The following is a 24,837-nucleotide window of genomic DNA, read 5'->3' on the forward strand; positions in this document are numbered from 1 at the left end:
CCACAGGGTGGACTGCCCCCAAGAAGTTGGACACCAATCCAATTTCTTGGGGTGTCCACATGAGCAAGTATTCAGACCAATTCAAGCTTACTGCCGTTCAGGCTTACTTGGAGAGTGGTGAAGGCTTCCGAACAGTAGCCCGCCGATTTTCCGTGGATTTCAGCCTGCTGCGGCGCTGGGTCTCAAGCTTCCAGAAACATGGACAGTTCAGTCTGCGCAAAATAGGCCAGCGGTACAGTGCGACCTACAAGTGCTCAGTCCTTGAGTACATGCACAAGCATCAGCTTTCCTTGCGTCAGACCGCCGCCCATTTCGGTCTCGGCCAGTCCTCGCAGGTAGGCATTTGGGCGCGGCAACACTACAGTGGTGACCCTGCACTGCCTGCTCCCAAGAAAAGAAAACCTGCTGCCATGCCGAAAAAGCCTTATCCCATCAAACCTACGACTTCCGATGACACAGAGAAAAGCCGCGACCAGTTGCTGGCCGAGCTTGAGTGGCTGCGCATGGAGAACGCCTACCTAAAAAAGCTGGAAGAACTGAAGAAGCAGGAACGAAGGCAGCCCAAAAAGCCCTGATCGTCTCGGCGCTCAAGGACCGGTTTCCCTTGGCCGCCGTTCTACAGTTGGCGGATCTGCCACGCAGTACGTTTTATTACCAGCTTCAAGCGCAGGCCAAACCTGACAAGCATGCTGCTCTGAAGCAGATGATTCAGCGTGTCTATCACGAGGAAAAAGGGCTATACGGTTACCGGCGCGTTGCAATCGTGATCCGCAATGGCGGCACCTTGGTTAACAAGAAGGTGGTGGAGCGTTTGATGGTCGAGCTTGATCTTCGCTCACTAGTACGGCCAAAAAAGTACCGGTCGTACAAGGGGGTTGTCGGCACCATCGCGCCCAACCTGCTGGAGCGAAACTTCCTCGCGCAGCGCCCGAATCAGAAGTGGGTGACCGATGTTACCGAGTTCAAAGTGGCTCAGGAAAAGATCTATCTCTCCCCTGTGATGGACTTGTACAACGCCGAAATCGTGGCCTACGAAGTGGCCAGCAGGCCGTGCCTTGGGCTGGTTACCAACATGCTGGACAAGGCCTTCGAGCGCCTGGGAAACAAGCCGAAACTGGTGCTTCACTCAGATCAAGGCTGGCACTACCAACACTCGCAGTACCGCCACAAGCTGGCAGAGCAAGGGCTGAAGCAGAGCATGTCACGCAAAGGAAACTGCCTGGATAATGCGGCTATGGAGAGCTTTTTTGGTACGCTTAAGTCCGAGTTTTTCTACCCGAAGCGCTTCGAGAGCGTTGAAGAACTGAAAGCTGGTCTGGATGAGTACATCCACTACTACAACCATGACCGCATCAAGCTAAAGCTCAATGGCATGAGCCCTGTGAAATACAGGACCCATGCTGCGGCTGCTAGCTGAAACTGTCCAACTTTTCGGGGGCAGTCCAGGGACCGCGTAAAGCCGGAGATCAGCACTGTACCTGTGGGAGCTGGCTTGCCTGCGATGGGCTGCGAAGCAGCCCCGGGTGCCTACCAGGTCAACACCGCACCCACTGCAAAGGTATCGGTATCTTCGTTCTGGGCACTGGTGTCATGCCCGTCGATGGAAAACTGGTTGTACTCGGCCACCAGCTTCAGGTTGTCGTTGACGTCATGGAACAGTGCCACGCCACGGGTCTCGTAGTCCGCACCGCTGCCCACCGCGCCGTTGCCGTCGTCCTTGGTCTTGCCATACGACAAGGCAATGCGGTTCTTGCCAACCTTGTACGAACCCTGCAACAGGTAGCCGTCACTGTCGACGTTACGCAAGACCGGTTCGCCGGCATTGTTGGTAAAGAACGGGTTGATACCCTTGGCCTGGAACCCCGAGCCGGTCAGCGACAGCCCGCCCATCTTCGCCTGCACGCCATAGCCAACACCTTTGGACGTGATCGTCTCCACCGTCGAGTCGGTGTTGTCGGAAGTCTGGTAGCTGCCGTTGACCCAGCTGTAGATCTGCGCCCCGCCCAGGTCGAACTGGTAGGTAATCTCGCTCTCGGTACGCGGGTTTTCCTGGTAGGCCTTGCCGGTCGGGCTGCTGTCGTTGGTGTCCACCGGGTCCATGATGCCCACCGCCACGCGCAGCCCGTCCATTACCGGGGTGCGGTAGGTGATCTGCGAGGTGGGGAACGGGTACGGGTAGCCACTGCCGATGTTGCCGAACGACACCCCGCCGCCGTCCACCAGCCCCAAGGTGTCACTGACCTGGCCGTAGCCGGCCAGCAGTTCGTCGAGCAGGATGTTGGAACGGGCGAACAGCCCGAAGTCCTTGCCGATCAACACCTCGCCCCACTCGGGATTGGCCACGGTGCCGTAGAACTGGCGCACGTCGATGGCGGTGTCGGTGCCGTTGGTTTCACTGTCGTTGATGGTGACCCAGAACGAGGCACGTGCGCCGAGCTTCAGGTCATCCACCTGCTTGCCCATGTTGAAGCCCAGGTAGTTGGGCAGGAAGCCCATTTTCACCCGCGACTGGCGGCGGTCGAACTGCTCGCCTTCGCGGTCGACCTTGCTGTTGACGTAGAAGGCATTGATGTAGCCGTCGGTGGAAAAGGTGGTCTGGTCTTTGTCGTACAGCATGATCTCGGCTTCGGCGACGCCACTCAGGCCCAGGGCAGAAAAGCTGGCGATGGCGGCGGCGAGGAAACGAGGCGGCAGGTGCTTATTGTTGTTGTACATGGCGCGCTCCAAACGAGGGACTGGATGTCGGAGGCGATTATCAGAAGAGGGCAAATTGCCAGATACGCTGCTTTGGGGCGCAATAGCGGATGCTTTGGGCTGGCGGGTGCGGCGCAGTGATTTGGACCCAATACCTGCTTGGGTCGGGAGGCAGACTTAGCGAGTAAACATCGGTAGCAGGCGGGTATTAGTACATCTGTACGAACCAGGGCCGCCTTGCGGCCCCATTTTCGCGCCGCTTCAGGAAGCAAGCGCCTGCGAGCGCTGGCGCACGGGCATCTCATAGCGGTGAGGTTGTTGCCAGGCCAGCCGTGCCTGTACATCGACAGCCGCGTCCATCACCTTCTGAGCCCAGCTTTCATCCTTCGGGCACACCACCACCACGCGGAAACCATGGTCGACACCTTCCAGCCGCACGCCTTCGGAGTCATCCACATGCAGGTCGATATCGAACGCCGAGGGTAACTTCGAGGGGGAGTTCTCCAGGCCCTTCTGGGCCAGGATGTGTTGGTGCCGGTCGCTGTTGACCACGCCATCGACATGGATGCCATACAGCATCAGCCAGCGGCGAATGTAGGCCGGTGTGCGCCCCGAGGAGGTATAGATCCAGATGCTGCAACCCTGGCGGCGCAGGTCGCGGATCAGCGAGCGCGTTCCACTGCGCAGGGGTTCGCCCAACCAGCGGTGCACGAAGCCCGGCAGCTTGCTGTCCTCGGCGTCAGCGTGCTCAGGCAAGCAGGCGAGCGTGTCGTCGATATCGAAGGAAATGCGGACCTGGCCACGTTTGAGCTTGCGCTCGATGGCTTGGCGCCCGCGCTGGAGCATGGATGAACGCAGCATCAGCGGCTCCTCTCGCAGGCAGGCACGGGCGTACCGCTCAGGAAGAACTTGCCGGGCTCAGGCGCCTTCGCCTCAAGGAAAGCGGCGTACTTTTTCTTGATTTTGGGTAGTTCGTACAAAGCCTTGACACCGTGTTTGGCGGAGTTGCGAATGACCGAGGACGGGTTGAAGTAACCCTCGGCGTTATCCAGCGACAGCACGAATGGCGGCAGCCCGGCACGCATCAGCAAATAGCTGACAATGAGCGAACCCGTGCGGTTGTTGCCTTCGATGAACAGCTGCGGCTTGCTGAGGATACGTACATACACACCGGCAGCCCGCTTCCAGACCGAATCGCTGCGGTACGCGCAGTACCAGTTGTACAAATCCTTGATGCCACCTTCGACGTTGTTGAAAAAGTGCGCCTCGGTTGCAGCCAGGTGGGGGGCGAACTCCAGGCGGCGGGCCGGGTCGCTGCCGCACAGCACGGTGGCATTGATCTCCAGCATCAGGTTCAGCTGTTGCAGGTCGAACAGGTCGATACCGCGAGCGACATAGTCGTCAATCAGGGCATAGCCTTCAAGCACATTCAGCAGCACCTCGTCGGTGAACGGGTCCCTCGGTTCGGTGAAATGCTGGCTGAGTTCGGCAAAGCGGCCTTGCACCTCACGCAGTGCGCGCTCTACCGCTGACAGATCAAGACGACGCATCGCTCGCATTGGAAATCCCGGGTAACACTTTAGCGGAAGGTAACGCGGCCGGGCGTTGCACCCTTCCTGGCTGCAACGCCCGGCCACCTTGAAAAGTGATCAGCTGAACTTGCCGCTGATGTAGTCGGCAGTCAGTTGCTCACGCGGGTTCTGGAAGATCTGCGTGGTCGGGCCCATCTCGACCAGGTAACCGGTACGGGTACCCTGGGAGATATCGACCGAGAAGAACGCGGTGGTGTCGGCGACACGAATCGCCTGCTGCATGTTGTGGGTTACCAGCGCGATGGTGTAGTCCTTCTTCAGTTCGACCATCAGCTCTTCCACGCGGCGGGTAGCGATCGGGTCGAGTGCCGAGCACGGCTCGTCCAGCAGCAGCACCTCCGGTTCGGTGGCAATAGCACGCGCAATACACAGGCGCTGCTGCTGGCCGCCGGACAGGGACAGGCCGCTGACCTTGAGCTTGTCCTTCACTTCGTCCCACAGGGCGGCGCCTTGCAGGGCGTGCTTCACGCGGTCACCCAGGTCGCCCTTGTAGCGGTTAAGGCGCAGGCCGAACGCGACGTTGTCAAAAATGCTCATCGAGAACGGGTTGGGCTGCTGGAACACCATGCCGATGTAGCGGCGCACGACTACCGGGTCAACGCCCTTGCCGTAGACATCCTGGCCCAGGAAGTGCACATGCCCTTCGAAGCGGAAGCCTTTGACCAGGTCGTTCATGCGGTTGAGGCTACGCAGCACGGTACTCTTGCCGCAGCCCGATGGCCCGATGAAGCCGGTGATCTCGTTCTTGCGGATCGGCACATGGCTGTCGCGTACGGCCATGAAGTTGCCGTAGAAGATCTTGTCCAGCTTGCAGTCCATGACGATGGGGGTTTCGTTGACCACGGGAGCGACCTTTTGCGCAGTGGATACGTTCAAGTTTGGATGCTCCCTTTCTCAATACTTGGGCTTGCCGAATACACGGCTAAGAATGTTGATGACCAGCACGATCATTACCAGTACCAGCGAGGCCGCCCAGGCGAGCTCCAGCTGGTTGTCGAACGGCATGCCGGAGAAGTTGTAAATCAGTACGGCCAGCGAGGCCGTGGGGTTCATGACCGCCAGGCTGCCGTCGTGATAAATCCAGTAGTTGCTGAACAGTGCGGTGAACAGCAGTGGCGCGGTTTCGCCAGCGGCGCGGGCCACGGCCAGCATGACGCCGGTCAGGATGGCGGGCAGGCCGGTGGGCAAGACGATCTTCCAGATCACCTGTGCACGGGTGCAACCCATGCCGTAGGCAGCATCTTTCATGATCTTGGGCACCATCTTCATCGACTCTTCGGCGGTCAGCACCACGATCGGCAGCATCAGTACCGCCAGTGCCACGCCACCTGCCGGCGCCGAATAGGTACCGGTGGTCATCACCACCAGGGCGTAGGCAAATACACCGGCCAGGATCGACGGCAGGCCAGTGAGCATCTTGGCGGCAAAGCGCGCGGCGTTGGCCAGCTTGCTGTCCGGCCCGAGTTCGGCCAGGAATACCGCCGCCAGGATGCCAACCGGCACCGCGATGGCTGCGGCGATACCGACCATGACGAAGGTACCGGCCATGGCGTTGCCGAAGCCACCGCCCATCTCGAAGCCGGTGGGTGGCAGCTCGGTGAACACTTCCAGATTAAGGCGTGCACCGCCGCGGGTGACCAGCATGTACAGCACGGAAATCAGCGGCACGCTGGCCACCAGCGCCGCAACCCAGGCCAGCGTGGTCAGTATCAGGCTGCGCAGGGCACGGCCTTCCAGCTTGCGCTGCAGGCTGGGCAAAGCAGTTGTTGGGGTGCTGAGGTCAGTCATTATTTGTTACCCCGCTGGGCGTAGAGCATGATCATCGAGCCGAGCACGTTCACCAGCAGGGTGATGAACATCAGCACCAGTGCGGCGTACATCAGTACTTCGACCTCGTTCGGGCCGGCTTCCGGGAAGTTCAGCGCCAACAGCGCCGCCAGGGTGTTGGCCGGGGCGAACAGGGACACGGAAATGGTGTTGGCGTTGCCGACCAGCATGGCCAGCGCCATGGTTTCACCCAGGGCACGGCCCAGGCCCAGCACCAGCGAACCGAAAATGCCGGTGGCGGCGGATGGCACCATCACCTTGAGGATGGCTTCCCAGTGGGTAGTCCCCATGCCGTAGGCCGCCTGCTTGGTTTTCATCGGTACGCTGGTAAGCGCATCCTGGGAAACGGCGGCAATGGTCGGCAGGATCATGATGGCCAACACCAGCGCCGCAGGCAGCAGGCCAGGGCCACTCAGGGAGGTGCCGAAGAACGGGATCCAGCCCAGCTCGCTGTTCAACCAGGTGGTCAGCGGGCGGATGGCCGGGATAACGACGTAGATGCCCCACAGGCCATACACCACGCTGGGGATGGCGGCGAGCAACTCGACAATGGTGCGGAACACGGCAGCCAGCCGTGCCGGCAGGAAATCCTGGGTAAGGAAAATGGCCATGCTGACGCCGAAGAAACCGGCGATCAACAGTGCGATGAAGGCGCTGTAAAGCGTGCCCCAGATCGCTGGCAGAATACCGTACTTGCCTTGGTTAACGTCCCAGACAGTGCCGAACAGCACGTCAAAACCGTGTTTTTCAATGCCTGGCAGTGCCTTGCGGCCCACTTCGTAGACCAGCGCGACGACCAGCGCCAGTACCAGCACCACACCAATGCGTGCAAGCGCACGGAAGGTGCGATCAACCAGGAAGTCTTTCGCTGACGGTGGCTGGCACGCGGAGTCGGGGTTATCCGGTATGGCAAAGGGTGTGTTCATGGGCAAATTCCGGGACAAGGGACAAACACGCCCGGCACGGCTTCACTGCCATACCGGGAGCGCCTGGGTATTACTGGATGTTGGCCGACGCTTTGCGCACCTGGTCGACAACCGACGGTGGCAGCGGGATGTAACCCATCGAGTCGGCGATGGTCTGGCCTTTGGTCAGGCTGTACTCGACCATTTCACGCATGGCTTTGGCCTTGGCCGGGTTGCCGTTGTCCTTGCGGAAGATCATCCAGGTGTAGGAAGTGATCGGGTAGGACTTGGCACCGGTTGGGTCCGGCAGCCAGGCCACCAGGTTTTCCGGCATGTTCACCGCAGCCAGTGCTTCGGCACCGCTCTCGGCGTTCGGCACGACGTATTGGCCAGCCTTGTTCTGCAGCACGGCGAAGTCGACCTTGGCCAGCTTGGCAAAACCGTACTCGATGTAGCCGATGGCGCCTGGGGTCTGGCGGACGGTGGCGGTTACGCCATCGTTTTTCGGCGACTTGATGAACTTGTCAGTGGCCGGCCAGTTAACGGTGTTGCCTTCACCCAGCCCTTGCTTGAAGTCAGCGTTGATGGCCGAAAGGTGCTTGGTGAAGACGGCGGTGGTACCGCTGGAGTCGGCACGTACCACCACGGTGATCGGGGTGGCAGGCAGCTTCAGCTCAGGGTTGGCCGCAGCGATTTGCGGGTCGTTCCACTGGGTGATCTTGCCGAGGAAGATGTTGGAGTACACATCGCGCGGCAGCTTCAGGCCTTTAGGGTTGCCCGGCAGGTTGTAAGCCAGCACGATTTCACCGGCGGTCATTGGCAGCAACTGCACGCCTTCGCCAACCTTGGCAATGTCTGCTTCGCTCATGGCCGAGTCGCTGGCGGCGAAGTCGACGGTCTTGTTCAGGAAGTCCTGTACACCCGCTCCGCTCCCCTTGGACTGGTAATCAACGGTGACGCCAGCGGTGTTCTTGCTGAAGTCCTTGAACCAGGTCAGGTAGATGGGTGCAGGGAAGCTGGCACCGGAACCGGTCAGGCGAACGTTTTCGGAAGCAAAGGCTGCCGAAGTGGCGCAGAGGGAAACGGCAACAGCGAGTGCAGCAGACTTCATCAGGCGTTTCATCAAAATGTGCTCCGTGTGATGGCCGGCACACTTTGCATCAGCTGTGTTACAGCTTTGTGACTATTGAATGGCAGGCCGCACGTTAGAGCTTTCTGGTTGCGCCATCACGGCAGATTGATGCCATGCGCGGCTCACCGGCATCAACCAAGGCCGGCAATCCCCCCCTCATCTGTTTCTGGGCAGCGGTTACGGCATAGGCACTCGAACTCCGCCGCAGCCCGGGTCGGGAAGTTGAGGCTCAGGCGCATCTTGTCTTGCGTGTCATAAAGGTCGTAGCCCTCCGCCAACACGGCAGGAAAGCCGAGGCGGCGTGGGTAGATTTCTTTCTGGAGCGGCACGGCAGGAACCACAACGAAGCGCGTCTGCATGATCATCCCTCTTCGGCAGTTCTTTAGTATTAGTACCGCTAAGGGAAACCATCAAGCTGACTCATGCAAAATTGCGCGTGCGCTCATCAGGCCCGGAAAACGCTGAATACCCTCATTCAGCAACCCGGTACTGATCGAGCGCTTGCGCGGTCTGCCGGCCCCGATCAGCCCGCTTGAAACGGCAGCGGCTGCAGACGGCATTCGAACAGTTACAGCGTGAACGACAACGTCTGGCCAAGGAACCTGGCACTGACCTGATGCCCGGTTCCATTCAGGTCGAACGGCTGGCACATCGCCCCGGTGGTCACCACATCGCCCGCCTTCAGGGTCTGCCCACGCTCGGCGGCATGGGCATAAAGGTGAGCCAGTGATACCAGCGGGTCGGTTGCTGCATCGCCAGACAAACCCCGTGCCCGGCATTCACCGTCCACGTAAACCTCGGTGGTTTCCGCCAGGTCGGCCAACAGGGGGATGTCGATACCTGCGCCCAGGCTGTCGCTGACCACCAGTGCTTCAAACCCGACGTTGTCCGCGACAAAGCTCGGCCAGCCGACAGCCTTGCGGTCAACGAAACGCGAACGCACCACTTCGAACGTGACGCAGGTGGCGCGGATATCTTCACTGACCGGCACCCGCCCGGCTTGCGGGGGGATATCACGGTCGAGCACGAAGGCGACCTCGCATTCGACAGTGACGGGCGTTACAGCAGGCAGCTCGATGTGCACACCGCTTGCGTGGCAGCGCTTGGCTTCCAGCTGGCCAATCAAGGGCCGGGACAGATTGGCTGCCCGCATGCCCGCAGGGCTGCCGACGCCCAGCTTCCACCCGGCGCGCGGGCCAGCGGCGGCGGCAAACAACTGGTCCTGGCTGTCGTAGCCTTGCGTCAGCGTCTCGGGCTTGAGGCTGGCGGGCAGCTCCGTCAGCAGGTCACCGCTGTGCCAGTGCTGCAGAAGCAAGGCTGCGGTACGTTGGTGTACGAAGAGCGGACTGTTCATCAAGACCTCATGAGGATGGGTGATGGCGGACGACAGATGCTAGGGCCTGAAATTGATAAGGATAAATATATTGTCATGATGCAATGCATCACAAATTGTTATGAACCGTTTTATCCCTGATCAGCGCAGTGCCTGGTCCAGGTCGCGCTGCAGTGAGCCGACATCTTCCAGGCCCACATGCAGGCGCACCAAGGCGCCACGCACGGGGGTAGCGAAGCTGCGTTCCCCCAGCTCGGCCAGGGTCACCAGGCTCTCATAGCCCCCCCAGGAGGCGCCGATGCCGAACAGGCTCAGGCGATCGATGAATGCTTCGGCCCGCGCCAGGCTGGCATCGGCGAGTTCGATGCTCAACAGGCCATTGCTGCCCTTGAAGTCGCGCTGCCACAGGGCGTGGCCCGGGTGCTCCGGCAACGCCGGGTGGTACACCCGCGCCACATCTTCACGGGCCTGTAGCCAGCGGGCTATTTCCAGGCCCTGGCGTTCATGCACCGCCATGCGGCTGGCCAGGCTGCGTGCGCCACGCAACACCAGCCAGGCATCGTCCGGGCTGACCGTGCAACCACAGGTGTCACTGCTGCGCGACAACGCGGCGAAGGCCTCACGGGTGGTGCAGACGCTCCCCATCATCACGTCGCTGTGCCCGCCCAGGTATTTGGTCAGGGCCATCACCGAAATGTCCGCGCCCAGCGCCAATGGCTGATGCAGGTAGCCCGAACCCCAGGTGTTGTCGACCGCCAGTAGAATCCCGCGGGGCTTGCACAACGCGGCCATGGCCGGCAGGTCGTTGAGCTCGTATAGCAACGAACTCGGGCTTTCGCTGTAGACCATGCGCGTGTTCGACTGCAGCGCGGCCTCCAGGCCATGGCCGTCTGCGGCAAAATAGCTGACCTGCACACCAAACGGCTGCAGCAGCTCGCGTGCCAGGCGCCGCACCGGGCCATACACGCCATCACTGAGCAGCACATGGTCGCCGGGGCGCAGGTAGGCGAGAAACGTCTGGGTGATGGCCTGCAGCCCGGTGGCGAACAATTTGGTGCGGTAGCCGCCCTCCAGCTCGCTGACCAGGTCTTCAAGGGCGAACGCCGTAGGGTTGCCACGGGCGCCGTAACTCAGCACCCGGTGCTGGTCACGAACGCTGCGCGCCTGGCGCTGGTCGGCGACGCTGTCGAACAGCACCGTGCTCAGCCGGCTGACGGGTGGGTTGACGCCACGGGCACCTTGGCCCGGCTCGCCACGCCCGGCGTGGACCAACCGTGTGGCGACCGGCTCGCCGTGGGTCAGTGGCGCAAAGCTGGCGATCTCGGCGGGGCTCATCTGTGCGATCAAGCCGGTTTCCCAGGCCAGGTAGCGACGTGCCGCCTCCTTGTTGCCCGCGTGGCGGTCATGGACGAAGAACAGGAAGTCGATGCACGCGGCGTCTGCCAGCGAAGTATCGTCTTCAACGTGCGGCCACTCGGCCAACAGGGCCTTGGGGAACAGACGCGCGGCCAATCGTTGGTCATCGGGCAGTTCGCTGAGCGCCAGCTCGGCGACGCGTGGGTCGTCGGCAATGAACACCAGACGTCGGGGTTGCTGCTGTACGTGCTCGGCCAGTAAAGGGCGAATCGCCCAGTGCGCGCCGCGCAGGTGGCGCTTGCGATAGGCCGTACTCGGCCGTAGGTCCAGCAGCAAGGCGCCGTCAAGTTCTTCGGCACTGGCTTCGACCAAGGTCACTGCCAGCGGAGGCTTGGCCGGTAATGCCAGGCCACTGCTCAGGCCACCTTCAAGCACGCAGGCGTCATGCCCCATCTGCTTGAGCCAACTGGCCACCACCGGGGCGCGCACGCCATCGTCGTCGAACAGTACCACCCGTGCCTTGCGCACGCCGATGTAAAGGTCGGTGCCCTGCACCAGCTGCCCACCAGGGCAATGTTGCGCGCCGGGCAGGCTGCCCGCGGCAAATTCCTCTGGCGTGCGTACATCGCACAGGAACAGCGTGCGTTGTGCATCCTGGTGCCAGGCTTGCACTTGCGCCGCCGCCACCCACTCCACCCCGGCCTTGCGTGCCAACCCCGTGGCGCGTGCCCGTTGCCGCCCCAGTGCCTGGCCACTGTGCGCTGGGTACCCACGTTGCCCACCGTGTTCCAGTGGCAGGTCGACCAGGTACCAGCCTTGGGTGCCGTTCTCCAGGGCGAAGACCGGGTTGTCGATGCCGAGGTTGATCAAGGTTTGCGCGCCGATGATGCTGCGGGTGCGCCCTGCGCAGTTGATCACTATCGGTGTGTGTGGGTCTTGCACCAGGTCTTCCAGGCGGTAGCCCAGCTCACCGTTGGGGCAGCAGGTGGCGCCGGGAATATTCATCTTGGCGAACTCGTCCAGTGGCCGGCCGTCGAGCAGCACCAGCGGCTTGCCCTGGCGCTGCCATTGCGCCAGTTCCAGGGCGCTGATGCGCGGCGTGTGGCAGGCATGTTCGACCAACTCGCCAAAGGCTTTTGACGGCAGGTGCACACCGGCGAACAGCTCGAAGCCGGCCGCCTGCCAGCCCAGGCTGCCACCTTCAAGCCAATGCACTGCGGAGTAGCCCAGCGCCTGCAGGCGTTGGGCGCCACGCTGGGCCAGTTCGCCACCGGTTGCGTCGTAAACCACCAGGCGCACCGCCGGGTTGGGCGCCAGGCGTGGGGCCTCGATTTCCAGCCGGCTGTACGGCAGGTTTGCCGCGTAGAACAGGTGAGCCTCGCCGTACTGGCCGTGCTCGCGCAGGTCGAACAGGGCGATCTCCTGGCCGTCGAACAGCCAGTCATGCAGGTGCGCAGGGGTGATGCTGGGGGTCATGGGACGCAGTCCGTGGTCGATTGGATTGGAAAATTGCAATGCCTGTACTGGCCCCTTCGCGGGCAAGCCCGCTCCCACAGGTACTGCGCGGGCCTTGAGCATTGCGCGATCCCTGTGGGAGCGGGCTTGCCCGCGAAGAGGCCAGTACAGGCAACGAAAATCAGAGCCCGTAAGCTTCGATCGAAGGCGCCATCTGCGATTTGTTGTAGTTCACCACGCTACCGTCATCCTTGACGCCGTAGCGGTTCTCCAGCGACTCCAGCGGCCGGCCATACAGGTGGAAGTGCAAGGTCGGCTGATCGCCCTCGACACGAATGCCATGCAGGTCTTCGCCCAGGAAAGCCACCGAAGTTCCCGGTTGCACCACGATCTCTTGCTCCAGCACCAGGCGTGCGCGGGCCGGGTCGCTGCCGTCGTCTTCACGGCGGTACACCCGGTTCAGTTCCTGCCCCTCGACGGCGACGATGATCGCCCAGGTCTCGTGGTTGTGCGGCAGGGTCGCCTTGCCCGGCAGCAGCGAGTTCACATACAAGGTCGGCGACTCGCCATCGTCGTTCAGCCGGTAGCGGAACTGGGTTTCACCGGTCGCGGCATCCGGCGCCGGGAATCCCTCGAAATTGAACAGATCCCGGCGCTCGGCAAGGCCTTCGAGCAAGAGGACGATCTGCTGCAACGCGGCGCGGTCGACGCCACGCTCATGAATAGCGCGCACTTGCGCCAGGAACGGCTGGATCACGGAATCACGGGACATTGCGGGTCTCTCTTCTGGCTAACGGAGATCAAACGCTGAGGCTGTAGCGCCCCAGGTTGCTGAATACATCGGGCGCCGGGCGGCTCGGGCGCTGGCTGCCCTCGCCCAGCGCATGCTGCAAGAAGGCACGGGTGCGCTCGTGTTGCGGAGCACGGAATAGCTGTTCGGCGTTGCCGTGCTCGACGATGCGGCCATGCTCGGTGAAATACACCTGATCGCTGATTTCTTCGGCAAAACGCATTTCATGGGTGACCAGCACGCAGGTCATGCCCTCCTCGGTCAGCTCGCGGATCACCGCCAGCACTTCACCGACCATTTCCGGGTCCAGCGCCGAGGTCACCTCGTCGAACAGGATCAGCTTAGGCCGCATAGCCAGGGCACGGGCGATAGCCACGCGCTGCTGCTGTCCACCCGACAGCTCACCGGGAAAAGCCCCTGCCTTGTGGCCCAGACGTACCTTGTCGAGCAGTGCCAGGGCCTGGTCGCGCGCTTCGCCACGGTCACGGCCCAGCACCTTGGTCGGGGCGATCAGCAGGTTATCCAGCACACTCAGGTGCGGAAACAGGTTGTACTGCTGGAAGACGAAGCCCACCTGCTTGCGCAAGGCAATTAACTCGGCCTCACTGCGCAACCGTTCGACCTGGGTATCACCAATGCGAATACTGCCGCGCTGCGGCCGTAGCAGGCCGGTCATGCAGCGCAGGATGGTCGACTTGCCAGAGCCGGACGGGCCGATGATCGACACTGCCTGCCCGGCCTGCACGTCAAGGTCGATGCCGCGCAACACCGGGTTGTCGGCAAAGGCCAGGTGCACGTCACGCAGCTGGATCAAGGGTTCAGAAGGCATAGCGGCGCTCCAGGCGTTGGGTCAGGCGGGCAATCGGGTAGCAGTAGGCGAAGAACAGCGCCAGCACGCTGAAATACACCAGCACGGTGAAGCCGCTGCGGTTGACGGTGTTGGCGGCGATCTGCGCACTGTCGATCACGTCGTGTACGCCCACCAGCGAAGCCAGGGCGGTGCCCATGGTGACCACGGCGTACAGGTTCATCCATGGCGGCAGCATGCGCCGCAGGCACTGCGGCAGAATGATCGAGCGGAAGATCTGCGCGCGGCTGAAGGCCAGCGAACGCGCCGCCTCCCATTGAGTGGCCGGGATCGAGGCCACCGCACCACGGAAAATTTCAGCCACGTTGGCACTGGCCGGCAGGGCCAGGCCGATCGTGACCTTCAGCCAATCGGGGAAAGTGAACCAGGTGCCGGCAACCTGGATATCGAACGGGAACAAGTACGAGGTGAAGTAGATCAGCACCAGCCAAGGCGCATTGCGAAACACCTGCACCCACAGCCGTGCGATACCGCGCATCGGCGCCAAGGGCGACAGCAGCAAAATGCCCACCAGCAAGCCCAGTAACGTGCCCAGGCCGATAGCGCCAACGCTGATCTGGATGTTTTGCAGCAGGCCCGCCCCCAGGGTCGGTGACCAATGCCACAGCGTGGCGAGGTTTTCAATGGCCATAGCCGGGCATCCTCAGGCGCGCTTCCAGGGCGCGACCGGCACAATTGACGGCGAAGCTGAGCAGGCCATAAAAGGCCAGGATCAGGATCATCAGCTCGATGACGTTGTCGCCCTGGGTCCAGATCATGATCGCGGCGTAGGTGATGTCGTTGACGGCAATCGCCGATGCCACTGCGGTCATCTTCACCAGGTCGATCAGGTTGTTGACCAGCGCGGGCAAGGCAAAGCGCACGGCCAGTGGCAGTTGCACCTGCAGCAGTTGCTGGCGGCGGCTGAAGGCCAGCGAGCTGGCGGCTTCCAGAGTCACCGCCGGCACCGCCTCGATACCGGCGCGCAGGGCCTCGGCATGGAAGGCGCCCTTGTGCAGGGAAATCACCAGCACCACCCAGGCGAACGGCGTCATCGGGTTGGCATTGCCCAGGCTCTGGTTGATCAGCATGTTCAGTACCAGGAACGCGCAGTACAACTGCACCAGCGTGGGTGTGTTGCGCGTGACTTCAATGAAGGCCCGCGCCGGCCAGGCCAACCCGCGGCGCCCGGACGTAAGCGCCGCTGCCAGCAGCACACCGACCAGCAGGCTGCCGACCACGCTGAACAGACACAGCCAGACGGTGGTCAGCGCGCCCTCGAGCAGTTTGCCGCTGGCGTAGGCGTCGAGCAGGAAGCTGTAGTTCAGGCCAACCTGGGCGAGCTGCCCGACCAGCCCGTGCAAAACCTCGCTCATCAGGCGCCTTCGCCCTGCAGCTTGGCACGCAGCTCAACCAACGCAGGCGAGGCCGGGGTGATGTGGTTGGCGTGTTCACGCTCGATCAGCCAGCCGCTGCGGTGCCACTGTTTGACGAATGGGTCCAGCCGTTGCTGGGTGTCAGTCTCGCCCAAGCGCGTCCAGATTACCGACGGGGCCGGGTTGAGCTCGGGGGCCAGGGCGCGGTAAGCGCTCCACTCACCGCCCTTGGCCAGCAGCGGGTTGATCAGGGTGGCATCGTGCACGGCAGCCACGCAGTTGTTGCCGCGCAGCGCCAGCAGCGACTCGGCGGAGGTTTTGAAGGCCTTGAGGTCGGCACCCAACCCAATCAGCGCCTGGGTGTAGCTGCTACCCTGCGAGGTGCACACCGGCTGGCCCTTGAGCTCGGCCCAGGTCTTGATCGGGCTGTCCTTGGCCAGCGCTGCGCTGCCGCCCACGCGGTAGAACGGCGTGGGTACGTGGCCCAGCAACTTGTCGCGCTCGGGGGTCCACTCCATGTTGGCAATCAGCAGGTCAACCTTGCCCTGCTGCAAAAACTGCACGCGGTTGGCCGGCTGCACCGCTACCAGCTCGACCGCCACGCCCAGCTGACGCGCCAGGTCACGCGCGAGGTCGACACTGAAACCGATCGGTTCACGGGTGGCCGGGTCGATGGCGCCGAACGGGCCGCCGGACAGCACCACACCCACAGCCAGTTTGTGACGTTGCTGGACTTTGTCCAGGGTGGCATCCGCCTGGGCCAGGCCGCTGGCGGCCAGCGTGGCAGTGGCGAGCAACGATGCGAACAGCCCGCGACGGGCAACGGTGGTCAGCGACATGGTGGGGGTTCCTCATCCCGGCAGCCGGAACGCCCGGCCAATGAGGGCGCATCCTAGGAAGTTGCAGGGATGAGGGGAAATTCAAATATTGCCTATCGTTATAACTCAGAACGTTCAGCAAATACTAAAAACAGGCATAAGCACCGTAAAACTGGGGCTCTGTTAATTTCCGCTTGTTCCGGCATCGATCAATAGATAACACTTCGTTATCTTTCATCACGCATCAGTAATGTAAAAAAGCGGCGAAATCGCACTGCGCGCCCCTCCCACTCATTTGCCTGAGCACGCCATGAGCGCCCTCGACCTAGACCTGCTTCGCACCTTCGTCACCATCGCCGACCACGCCAGCTTTGCCGAAGCAGGCCGCCATCTGGGGCGTACCCAAGCATCAGTCACCCAGCATATGCAACGTCTGGAGCAGCAGGTGGGCGTACCACTGTTACGCAAGCAGGGCCGCCAAAAGTCCCTGACTGACGCTGGCCGCCAGCTGCTGCGCCATGCCCGACAAATGCTTGCGCTGAACGACGAAGCGCTGGCCGGCCTGCGCCTGGATGGCCCCAGCGGTGTGCTGCGGATCGGTTCGCCGCACGACATCGCCGACACCATCCTGCCACCGCTGCTCAGCCACATCGCCCGCTCGGCGCCCAACCTGCGCCTGGAAATCGACGTCGGCCGCAGCCCGTTCCTGATGGAAGACCTGCAGCGCGGCAAGGTCGACATGGTTATTTCCACGCGCACGGCCCCCGGCCTGGAAGGCTTTGCGCTACGCACTTCTCCTGTGTGGTGGATATGCGCGGCGCAGTATCAGCACCTGCCCGGCGAGCCTTTGCCGCTGGTGCTGGTGGACGAACCCAGCCTTTACCGCAAACTGGCCCTGGAGGCGCTGGAGCAGGCCAGTATCGCCTGGCGCCAGGCGTACCTGGCGTCGAACCTGATCGGCGTCAAGGCGGCAGTGCGCGCCGGCCTGGGCATTACTGCACGCAGCCAGGAAATGGTTGGGCCGGACATGCGTGTGCTCGGCCAAAGCGATGGCCTGCCGGCGCTACCCGACGTGACCTACCACCTGTGGGTGCGGGCCAACACCGTCAACCCGCTGGTGCGCCAGGCTTATGCGATGGTGCGAGCCAGCGCAGGGCTTTGATGCCCACAGCCCTTGCAGCTACACCGGCAGCTCGGTGGTCAGCTTGATCTTCTCCATCGGCACTTCAGTCTTCACGTTCTGAACCACGCTCAGGCTGGTCAGGTGCTTGATCTGAAAACGCCGATACGCTTCCAGGTCTGCCGCCACCACCCGCAACAGCAAGTCGCAATCGCCCGCCATCACATGGCATTCCACCACTTCGGGCAACTGGCGCACGGCTTCGACAAACGCGTCAGTGGTGTCCTGGTCCTGACGTTTCAGCCATACCCGCACGAACAGGGTCAGGCCCAGCGCGACCTTGGCCGGGTCCAGCAAGGCTACGTAGCGCTCGATCACCCCGGCCTCCTCCAGCAGGCGCACCCGTCGCAGGCACGGCGAGGCAGACAACCCCACCTGTTTGGCCAGTTCCTGGTTCTGCAACCTGCCGTCGCGCTGCAGTGCTCGCAGGATGCGCCGGTCGATGGCATCAAGCTTGATTGGCATTGACTAACCTCTTATTCGATATTTTCGGTAGCAGATGCCAAATGCTCTGCGCATCCATGCAACTACGCAAGCCAATTTCAGCGATTCATTGGAATACTCTTCCTCCACTGGAGGTGACCATGAATACCCTTGAACCTGTACTGAACAATCCCCCCGCCACCACACCGCAAGGAGAACTGCGCCGTGGCGCCATCGCCGCCGTGCCGGTGCTGCTGGGGTTCATCCCCTTCGCCCTGGTGCTCGGCGCGCAAGCTTCGCAGCACCAGCTGGCAGCCGGCGAAGTGGCACTGATGACCGGGCTCAACTTCGGTGGTGGCTCGGAGTTTGCCGCTATCGAGCTGTGGACATCACCGCCGGCAACCCTGGTGATTGTTGCCATGACCCTGCTGGTCAACAGCCGCCACCTGCTGATGGGCGCGACCCTGGCACCGTATTTGCGCCATCTGCCCCTGCCCAAGGCATTGGCGGCGCTGTTTTTCATGTGTGACGAGAGCTGGGCCATGGGCTTGGCCGATGCACGTCAGCGCGGCGACTTCAGCCTGCGATACTTCATGGGCATAGCGTTGTGCCTATGGGTAACCTGGGTGGCTTTCACCAGCCTTGGCGCGCAAATCGGGCCGTTGCTCGGCGACCTGCGCAGCTACGGCTTCGACATGGCCTTCGCTGCGGTCTTCCTGGTGCTGCTCAAGGGCATGTGGAAAGGTGTGCATGCCGCCCTGCCATGGCTGTTCAGCCTGTTCACCGCAGCGCTGTTCTACCTGCTGATTCCCGGTGGCTGGTACGTGCTCGCGGGCACCGTAGCCGGCCTGGTGACCGCTTACCTGTGGGCCAAGCCATGATTGACGTTGCTACGCTGGTCACCCTTGTGGGCATGGCCGTGGTTACCTACCTGACCCGTGCGCTGGGTTTTCTAATGCTGCGTAACCGCACCCTGGGGCCACAACTGACCCAAGTGCTGAACGCTGCACCCGGCTGCGTGCTGATTGCCGTGATCGCACCGAAGTTCGTTTCCGGGAACCCGACCGACCTCATTGCGCTAGGGCTTACGGTGTATGCAGCTACGCGGTTTTCACTCTTGCCGGTGGTGGTGTTTGCCATTGTCGTCACGGGGGTGCTGCGCGTGCTGTTGCCAGCATGATCCGCTGCGGCTTCTCCATTCCATTGACACACATCAAGCCCTCACGCCGGGTTCGCGCGACGATGGTTGCAAGCACGGAATGACTCAAGCACTGCCAGGCGCACAGAGCTCAAGGTTCACCCTTGACCCTTGTGCGCGACCTTGGACAAGGAGCCCCACATGAACCCGCTGAAACACATACTGGTTGCCACCGACCTGTCCCCCTATGCCCGCAACGCTGCGGAGCGCGCCGCCTACCTGAGCAAGGCGCAACAGGCCTCGCTTGACCTGCTCTACGTTGCCAACCCGGCACCCTTCGAGCGCCTGAAGCAGTTGGTCGTGCCTGACGACGACCTGCTGAAGCGCGTACTGGATAGCGCCGGAGAAAAAATCCATGCGCTGGCCGCCATGCTGTTCCAGCGCTACGACATCTCTGCAGGTGCTCAGGTTGCCAGCGGCTCGGTGACCACGGAAATCACCCGGGTGGTACAGGACAAGCACAGCAGCCTGTTGGTGTGCGGCGCCAGGGGCCAAAGCGTGGCCCGGCGCCTGCTGCTGGGCTCGACCGTGCAGAAAATGCTCAGCCGCATGCCCTGCCCTTTGCTGGTGGTCAAGCCTGCCCCTCGTGATGCCTACCGCACCGTGCTGGTTCCCGTGGACTTTTCCCCCGTATCGCTGCGTGCCATCGAGTTGGCCAGGCGTATTGCCCCACAGGCCGAGATCATCCTGTTACATGTGTACGAAGCACCGTTCGAAAGCAGCGTGCGCTTCGCCCATATCGACCACGACACCCTCACCCACTACCGCAATGTGATCCGCAAGGATGCAGTGGCACAGCTCGCCGCCCTGAGCAAGGCAGCCGGCATGCCCGATGCACGGCAGATCGTGGTGCATGGCGACCCTGGCTGGCGCATTGCCGAACAGGAACAGGAGCTGGAATGCGACCTGATCGTGGTCGGCAAGCAGGGTACTAGCGCGCTGGAGGAGCTGTTGGTGGGTAGCGTCACCAAGCATGTACTGAACGAATCGCAGTGTGACGTGCTGGTGGCACCCTAAGCCTCTGAAACAAGCTGAGCGGACATCGCATGCAAATTCGCTATATACTTTTATATACAGCGAATCCATAAAGCCCGAACAATGCCGTGATGTACGCTCAGCCCGACACGCCAGACACTGCCGACGAAGACGCTAGCCCCCCGTACGGCAAAATCGATCATGCGTTGGGTAACCCCGGTATACGATGCAAGAATCAGAAGCTGATTCTGAAGGCAGCCAGTGAGTCGTTTGCCTTGACCGGCTTCACCGCCACCCATTCGCACGAAATCGCCGAGCGTGCCGGAGTACCCAAGGCCAACCTCTACTACTACTTCCAGACAAAAGAGAACCTGTACGTCCAGGTGCTGATGAGTTTTGTAGAGCCGTTGGTTAAGGCCTCGGCAGCACTGCGAAAGAACGACGACCCGATAGCGGGGTTGCGGGCCTACATCAAAGCCCGCATCCGCATCATTCGGGAGCACCCCTTCAGCGCTGCAGTGTTCAGCCAGGAACTGCTCTCTGGGGGCAGGCGCCTGCCGGAGGCGTGCAAGAACCTGCTACACGAGGAAGCCCGGCGCAACGTTGCCTGCCTGCGCGACTGGATCGATCATGGCCGCCTGGCGCCCTGTGACCCTGAACACCTGATGATCTTCATCTGGTCGGCAACGCGCACGTATACCAACCTGGCCTGGCAAATGTCGCAGGTCAGAGGCGTGGCCCAACCTGACAAATCGGACTTTGATCGCGCCACCCGCACGGTTATCCAGATGGTGCTGGGAGGCGTCGTCCCGAAACAGCCACCTATGGCGACACCGCCATGACAAGCGCTCTACGCAAGGTGTTTCATCGATTGCGCTGATGTTTACTATCACGCGGCCTGCCTGTTGGCCTGACAAGGCCGTCCCTATAATCCCCTGCAAATCCCCCCGCTCCTGCGCCTGCTACAGGCGATATCCCTCATGGAACCGAACCCCATGCCAAGCAACCGCCAGGCCCCTCGCGGCCTTCCCGAACATAGTCAACAGAGTGTCCTGCAGCAATGGCTGGCAATCCTCTCGGTCGCCGTGGGTGCCTTCGCCCTGGTCACCAGTGAGTTCCTCCCGGTGGGGGTGCTCAACGATGTGGCCAGCGACCTGGGCATCAGTGCCGGCCTTGCCGGCCTGATGGTGACCCTGCCCGGCATCATGGCCGCATTGGCCGCACCCCTGATTTCCGTCGGCGTGGGTGCGCTGGACCGACGCTACCTGCTGATCGGCCTGACGCTGATCATGATCATCGCCAACGCGATCGTGGCCTATGCCGGCGACTTCAACCTGTTGTTGGTCGGCCGCGTGCTGCTGGGTGTCAGCATTGGTGGCTTCTGGGCGACCGCCATTGCCCTCAGCGGCCGACTGGCACCTGATGGCATGGGCGTGGCCAAGGCCAACTCCATCATCATGGCTGGCGTAACCCTGGCAACCGTCGTGGGTGTACCCGTGGGCACCTGGCTGAGTGGCCTGATGGGCTGGCGCATGACCTTCCTGGTGACCGCACTGGTGGGTGTGCCTGTGCTGCTGGCGCAAGTGTTCCTGCTGCCGCGGCTGATGCCGGAAAAGGCCATTCGCATCAGTGACCTGCCGGCGCTGTTCATCAACCCGCAAGCACGGGTCGGCCTGATCGCCGTGTTGCTGATTGGCCTGGCGCACTTTGCCGCGTACACCTATGTTGCACCGTTCTTCAAACAGAATGCCGGCTTCGACGGGCCTACGATCGGCTCCTTGTTGCTGCTGTATGGTGTGGCCGGCTTCATGGGTAACATCTTCGCCGGCTTTGCAGCCAACCGCAGCGTGCGGCATACCCTGATGCTGGTCGCGTTGATGATTGCCGTCAGCACTGCCCTGTTCCCGCACTTCGCCACCGGCATGACCGGCGCCGCGATGCTGATCGCACTGTGGGGCTTCGCCTTCGGTGCGTTCCCGGCCTGCGCCAACATCTGGATGTTTGTCGTAGCCCCCAAGGATGTCGAGCGTGGCATGCCGCTGTTCGTGGCCATGTTCCAGGTGATCATTGCCGTGGGCTCGTTCTTCGGCGGCCAGGTGGTCGACCACATGGGCACAGCGGTGCTGCTGAGCCTGGCTACGGCGCTGGTAGGCTGCGGCTTTGTCACGGTGTTGGTGCTGGGCCGCAACGTCAGCAACAGCCTGGCGGCGCAGCCGGGCTGAGGCACCACCACTTCGTTGCCGGCATCCCAGCCCAATGACGGTGAGCGTGAACTCAGTAGCCCTTGCTACTGCGCGCTCGCCCGACTCGCCAGTGCCTGATGCAGCTGGCGAGGTGAAACAGGCTTATGCAGCAGAGGAATACCGCTGGCTCGCGCCTCTCGCAGCCGCTCGGGTGCGGTGTCCCCGGTAATGAGCAGCGCCGGCAGCGTTGCGCCGAAGGCGGTGCGTACCTTGTGTATCGCGTCCGCCCCAGTCTGCTCATCCCGCAGTCGAAAATCACTGATCACGACCTGTAAAGGCCAGCCTGCCAACCGCTGCAAAGCAGCGTCATCCATGCGCTCTTCGGTCCTGCAATCACATCCCCAGTCGCTCAACAGGTGCTCCATGGCTTGGCGAACGATCAGGTCATCATCAATGACCAGCACACACAGCCCTTGCATAGGGGCACCATAATCAGCAAGCACCTCTTGGCTATTGGGCGCGTAATCAATCGTGCAGCGCTGAGCGAGCGGAACACTGATACGGAAAATGCTGCCTCTGCCGGGCTCAGAAACCAGGCTCATGTCATGCTTGAGCGAGGTCGCCAAGCCATCGGTAATAGCCAAGCCAAGCCCCAGGCCTTTGGTCCGGTCGCGCTCCGGGTTTCCCAGCTGGTGAAACTCACGAAAAATGGCTGCTTGATGCGCAACATCGATCCCGATTCCGGTATCCACCACCTCGATCAACGCGTGGTCACCCCGTCTGCGGCAACCAATCAGTACCCCACCGCGCTCGGTGTACCGAATGGCATTGGTGATCAGGTTACGTAGCATCAGCTCCAGCAACGCCGGGTCCGACTCGACCGCCAGTAAGGTTTCACGGCTTCGGTAAACGATGCCCTTGGCATCCGCTTGCCCGCCAAGCTCGATTTCAAGCTTGTGAAGCAGCGGCTGCAGAAGGAACGTACAGCGTTGCGGTTCAATCACGCCGGCTTCGATACGCGAAAAGTCGAGCAGGATATTCAACATCTGCGCTGCCGCCTGACTGGCAGCCCGCGCGTTGCCCAGGACTTTGCTCTGGACCTCGGACAGTTCGCTCGACGCCAATACTTCCAGGAACAACTCCTGAGCGTGAACGGGCTGGCGAAGATCGTGGCTGGCGGCAGCAAGGAACTTGGACTTGGCCTGGTTGGCCTCTTCGGCCTTGTTCAAGGCTTGTTGCAAGCGCCCCACTAAATTCAGGTTTTCAAAGCGTAGTGCAATCGACTGCGCGGATGCTCGCTGCGCAATCCGGGCCTGACCATACTGGCCCGCCACGAACAATGTGCAACCAATTGCCAATACGTTGTAGGCACCGCCCTCAATCATCACCAGGCAGGTGTTGATCACCAGCAACTGAGTCAGTTGCATGCTGGCATACAGGGGAAAGACCGGTGCCAGCAACGACACAGCATTGCCGCTAACCCCGGCCAACGAGGCCATGACCAGCAATTGCTCAGGCAACGAGCCTTGGCCCATCTCGATCCAGGTGAGCGCGCCCCAGGCGAAACCTTCAAACACCTTGATCAGGCACATGTGCCTGATCAGTCGCTGCGCGTTGCCAGGTGTGATGCCCACCTTCAACGCACGAATGGCATAGACAACGCACACTACACGCCCGACTGTAACCAACCCGAGCCAGGCGAGCAGCTGCCACCTGCGTTGCGGCGAATCCAGTGCTATCACCAGTATCACGGACAAACCCAGGCCCAGGTAAAGCGAGTTTTTCATGCCTTCAAAAACCTGGCGCACCTGCTCCACGCGAATACCGCTGGCCTGGTCGAGGTCCTGAGGCCCTTCGCCTGGTAGATCGTCCTTGATCACAATGTGTCCAATCCTTTTTGAGTGTTTAGCCAAACGCAATGTGGCGTTTAAGCTACTTCCATCATTTGTACGAAGGCAAGCACTCGCTTGCGACCGGGTTGGGCAGTCAATCTACCAGTTTCAGGCGCTGGGCACGGAAAGCGGCTTGCGAACGGCTCGAAACTTCCAGCGCAACCAAGAGTGCCTGGACATGGCCACGCACCGTGTTCTCGGACAACCCCAGTTGCTTGCCTATCGCCTTGTTCGACAAGCCCCGGTGCAGCAAGCGCAGCACGTCAAGTTGCCGAGGGGTCAAGGGTGGCGCTTCGGTAACCGCTGGCAAACCGAGGCCCAGCAAGTTACTGACCAGCTCCAGCATTTGCGCGGGCTTTTCCGTCTTGGAGATGAACGCACGGGCACCTAGGGTCTTGACTTTGTCGGCCACATCGTCCGGGTGTGCTGCAGACACCACGACCAACTGTGCATCCGGCCAAACCACGCGCATCAGCGGCATGCCATCCATCCCGCTAAGTCCCGGCAACTGCAAATCCAGCAGCACAAGATCAGGCGCATCGGTCAACGCCAATGCCTCTTCCAAAGCCCCCGCTTCGAGAATTCGTACGTTAGCCAAACCCGTAGAAAGCACCATGGCGATGCCTGAACGGAAAAGTGCGTGATCATCGACGAGCAACAGGCTAAGGGTTTTCATGAACGTAATGAGACCCGATGACGGACAAAGGCGCAACCAGTCCATCTGGACTATGGCGCACGGCCCAAGCAACCGCATAGCCTGAAAAGGCAAAGTGCCATGCCGCTTGCGTACCGGACTCAACAACTACGAAGGAACGTATGAACATGCCCGTTTGCGGTCTCTCGCATTCACTCCGTCAGCCG

General features: G+C 61.7%; 25 protein-coding genes. 7 read left to right on the top strand and 18 right to left on the bottom strand.

The window, feature by feature from the left end; genetic code table 11:
• The first annotated feature begins 59 nt into the window (after window positions 1–59).
• Window positions 60–1,417 (top strand): IS3 family transposase gene (locus QQ992_RS15315; protein WP_286110417.1). Its coding sequence is split into 2 segments (ribosomal slippage): window positions 60–528 and window positions 528–1,417, totalling 1,359 coding nucleotides; the frame shifts between segments, so codons are not numbered across the junction.
• Window positions 1,418–1,527: 110 nt separating this feature from the next.
• On the opposite strand, the gene QQ992_RS15320 is transcribed toward QQ992_RS15315, so the two are convergent.
• The 15 genes from QQ992_RS15320 to QQ992_RS15390 all read right to left on the bottom strand — a co-directional run bounded on the left by QQ992_RS15320 (window position 1,528) and on the right by QQ992_RS15390 (window position 16,146).
• Window positions 1,528–2,715, bottom strand: coding sequence for a porin (locus QQ992_RS15320; protein WP_016714314.1), 1,188 nt, complete (start codon window positions 2,713–2,715; stop codon window positions 1,528–1,530).
• 240 nt (window positions 2,716–2,955) lie between these two features.
• Window positions 2,956–3,555 (bottom strand): trehalose-phosphatase, encoded by a 600-nt coding sequence (locus QQ992_RS15325; protein WP_286110148.1) that lies wholly within the window; start codon window positions 3,553–3,555, stop codon window positions 2,956–2,958.
• A complete protein-coding gene (locus QQ992_RS15330; RefSeq protein WP_286110149.1) occupies window positions 3,555–4,253 on the bottom strand; it encodes a hypothetical protein in 699 nt (232 codons plus the stop codon). Before QQ992_RS15330 ends, QQ992_RS15325 begins: the two co-directional genes overlap by 1 nt.
• Window positions 4,254–4,343: 90 nt before the next feature.
• Window positions 4,344–5,105 carry a phosphate ABC transporter ATP-binding protein PstB gene (pstB, locus tag QQ992_RS15335; RefSeq protein WP_042131386.1) on the bottom strand — a complete coding sequence of 254 codons (762 nt, stop codon included), beginning with the start codon at window positions 5,103–5,105 and terminating at the stop codon, window positions 4,344–4,346.
• 75 nt (window positions 5,106–5,180) lie between these two features.
• On the bottom strand, window positions 5,181–6,074 hold the full coding sequence (gene pstA, locus QQ992_RS15340) for a phosphate ABC transporter permease PstA (RefSeq protein WP_016714318.1): 894 nt from the start codon (window positions 6,072–6,074) through the stop codon (window positions 5,181–5,183).
• On the bottom strand, window positions 6,074–7,039 hold the full coding sequence (gene pstC / locus QQ992_RS15345) for a phosphate ABC transporter permease subunit PstC (protein WP_104834972.1): 966 nt from the start codon (window positions 7,037–7,039) through the stop codon (window positions 6,074–6,076). The genes pstA and pstC overlap by 1 nt, the downstream gene beginning before the upstream one ends.
• Before the next feature lie 70 nt (window positions 7,040–7,109).
• Window positions 7,110–8,141, bottom strand: a complete 1,032-nt coding sequence (gene pstS / locus QQ992_RS15350) for a phosphate ABC transporter substrate-binding protein PstS (protein ID WP_016714320.1) — start codon at window positions 8,139–8,141, stop codon at window positions 7,110–7,112.
• Window positions 8,142–8,281: 140 nt separating this feature from the next.
• Window positions 8,282–8,515, bottom strand: a complete 234-nt coding sequence (locus QQ992_RS15355; RefSeq protein ID WP_105948660.1) for a hypothetical protein — start codon at window positions 8,513–8,515, stop codon at window positions 8,282–8,284.
• A 203-nt stretch (window positions 8,516–8,718) separates the two neighbouring features.
• Window positions 8,719–9,504, bottom strand: a complete 786-nt coding sequence (locus QQ992_RS15360) for a 2-keto-4-pentenoate hydratase (protein ID WP_286110150.1) — start codon at window positions 9,502–9,504, stop codon at window positions 8,719–8,721.
• Window positions 9,505–9,624: 120 nt separating this feature from the next.
• Window positions 9,625–12,315: a cystathionine beta-lyase gene (metC, locus tag QQ992_RS15365; protein WP_286110151.1), complete on the bottom strand. Its 2,691-nt coding sequence runs from the start codon at window positions 12,313–12,315 to the stop codon at window positions 9,625–9,627.
• Window positions 12,316–12,475: 160 nt separating this feature from the next.
• On the bottom strand, window positions 12,476–13,066 hold the full coding sequence (locus QQ992_RS15370) for a cysteine dioxygenase family protein (protein ID WP_286110152.1): 591 nt from the start codon (window positions 13,064–13,066) through the stop codon (window positions 12,476–12,478).
• Window positions 13,067–13,094: 28 nt separating this feature from the next.
• A complete protein-coding gene (locus QQ992_RS15375; protein WP_286110153.1) occupies window positions 13,095–13,913 on the bottom strand; it encodes an amino acid ABC transporter ATP-binding protein in 819 nt (272 codons plus the stop codon).
• On the bottom strand, window positions 13,903–14,583 hold the full coding sequence (locus QQ992_RS15380; RefSeq protein WP_286110154.1) for an amino acid ABC transporter permease: 681 nt from the start codon (window positions 14,581–14,583) through the stop codon (window positions 13,903–13,905). Before QQ992_RS15380 ends, QQ992_RS15375 begins: the two co-directional genes overlap by 11 nt.
• Window positions 14,573–15,307 carry an amino acid ABC transporter permease gene (locus QQ992_RS15385; RefSeq protein ID WP_110741969.1) on the bottom strand — a complete coding sequence of 245 codons (735 nt, stop codon included), beginning with the start codon at window positions 15,305–15,307 and terminating at the stop codon, window positions 14,573–14,575. The genes QQ992_RS15380 and QQ992_RS15385 overlap by 11 nt, the downstream gene beginning before the upstream one ends.
• A complete protein-coding gene (locus tag QQ992_RS15390) occupies window positions 15,307–16,146 on the bottom strand; it encodes a transporter substrate-binding domain-containing protein (protein ID WP_286110155.1) in 840 nt (279 codons plus the stop codon). Before QQ992_RS15390 ends, QQ992_RS15385 begins: the two co-directional genes overlap by 1 nt.
• 289 nt (window positions 16,147–16,435) lie before the next feature.
• Here QQ992_RS15390 and QQ992_RS15395 point away from each other — a divergent pair, with 289 nt between their 5' ends.
• A complete protein-coding gene (locus tag QQ992_RS15395; RefSeq protein WP_286110156.1) occupies window positions 16,436–17,287 on the top strand; it encodes a LysR substrate-binding domain-containing protein in 852 nt (283 codons plus the stop codon).
• A gap of 18 nt (window positions 17,288–17,305) precedes the next feature.
• Here QQ992_RS15395 and QQ992_RS15400 read toward each other — a convergent pair whose 3' ends face one another.
• Window positions 17,306–17,770 (bottom strand): Lrp/AsnC family transcriptional regulator, encoded by a 465-nt coding sequence (locus QQ992_RS15400; RefSeq protein ID WP_081735836.1) that lies wholly within the window; start codon window positions 17,768–17,770, stop codon window positions 17,306–17,308.
• A 119-nt stretch (window positions 17,771–17,889) separates the two neighbouring features.
• On the opposite strand from QQ992_RS15400, the gene QQ992_RS15405 reads away from it, so the two are divergent.
• The 5 genes from QQ992_RS15405 (at window position 17,890) to QQ992_RS15425 (ending at window position 22,123) form a co-directional block, all read left to right on the top strand.
• Window positions 17,890–18,609 (top strand): AzlC family ABC transporter permease, encoded by a 720-nt coding sequence (locus QQ992_RS15405; RefSeq protein ID WP_286110157.1) that lies wholly within the window; start codon window positions 17,890–17,892, stop codon window positions 18,607–18,609.
• Window positions 18,606–18,908 carry an AzlD family protein gene (locus tag QQ992_RS15410; RefSeq protein WP_286110158.1) on the top strand — a complete coding sequence of 101 codons (303 nt, stop codon included), beginning with the start codon at window positions 18,606–18,608 and terminating at the stop codon, window positions 18,906–18,908. Before QQ992_RS15405 ends, QQ992_RS15410 begins: the two co-directional genes overlap by 4 nt.
• A 159-nt stretch (window positions 18,909–19,067) precedes the next feature.
• Window positions 19,068–19,943: a universal stress protein gene (locus QQ992_RS15415; RefSeq protein WP_286110159.1), complete on the top strand. Its 876-nt coding sequence runs from the start codon at window positions 19,068–19,070 to the stop codon at window positions 19,941–19,943.
• An 89-nt stretch (window positions 19,944–20,032) separates the two neighbouring features.
• Window positions 20,033–20,743: a TetR/AcrR family transcriptional regulator gene (locus tag QQ992_RS15420; RefSeq protein WP_286110160.1), complete on the top strand. Its 711-nt coding sequence runs from the start codon at window positions 20,033–20,035 to the stop codon at window positions 20,741–20,743.
• 153 nt (window positions 20,744–20,896) lie between these two features.
• Window positions 20,897–22,123, top strand: coding sequence for an MFS transporter (locus tag QQ992_RS15425; RefSeq protein WP_198751248.1), 1,227 nt, complete (start codon window positions 20,897–20,899; stop codon window positions 22,121–22,123).
• A gap of 65 nt (window positions 22,124–22,188) precedes the next feature.
• On the opposite strand, the gene QQ992_RS15430 is transcribed toward QQ992_RS15425, so the two are convergent.
• Both QQ992_RS15430 and QQ992_RS15435 read right to left on the bottom strand, forming a co-directional pair.
• Window positions 22,189–23,964, bottom strand: coding sequence for an ATP-binding response regulator (locus QQ992_RS15430; protein ID WP_286110161.1), 1,776 nt, complete (start codon window positions 23,962–23,964; stop codon window positions 22,189–22,191).
• A 106-nt stretch (window positions 23,965–24,070) separates the two neighbouring features.
• A complete protein-coding gene (locus tag QQ992_RS15435) occupies window positions 24,071–24,652 on the bottom strand; it encodes a response regulator transcription factor (RefSeq protein ID WP_286110162.1) in 582 nt (193 codons plus the stop codon).
• Window positions 24,653–24,837: the final 185 nt, after the last annotated feature.

The sequence above is a fragment of the Pseudomonas kurunegalensis genome, from assembly GCF_030291635.1.
In the GTDB taxonomy this organism is placed as follows: domain Bacteria; phylum Pseudomonadota; class Gammaproteobacteria; order Pseudomonadales; family Pseudomonadaceae; genus Aquipseudomonas; species Aquipseudomonas monteilii.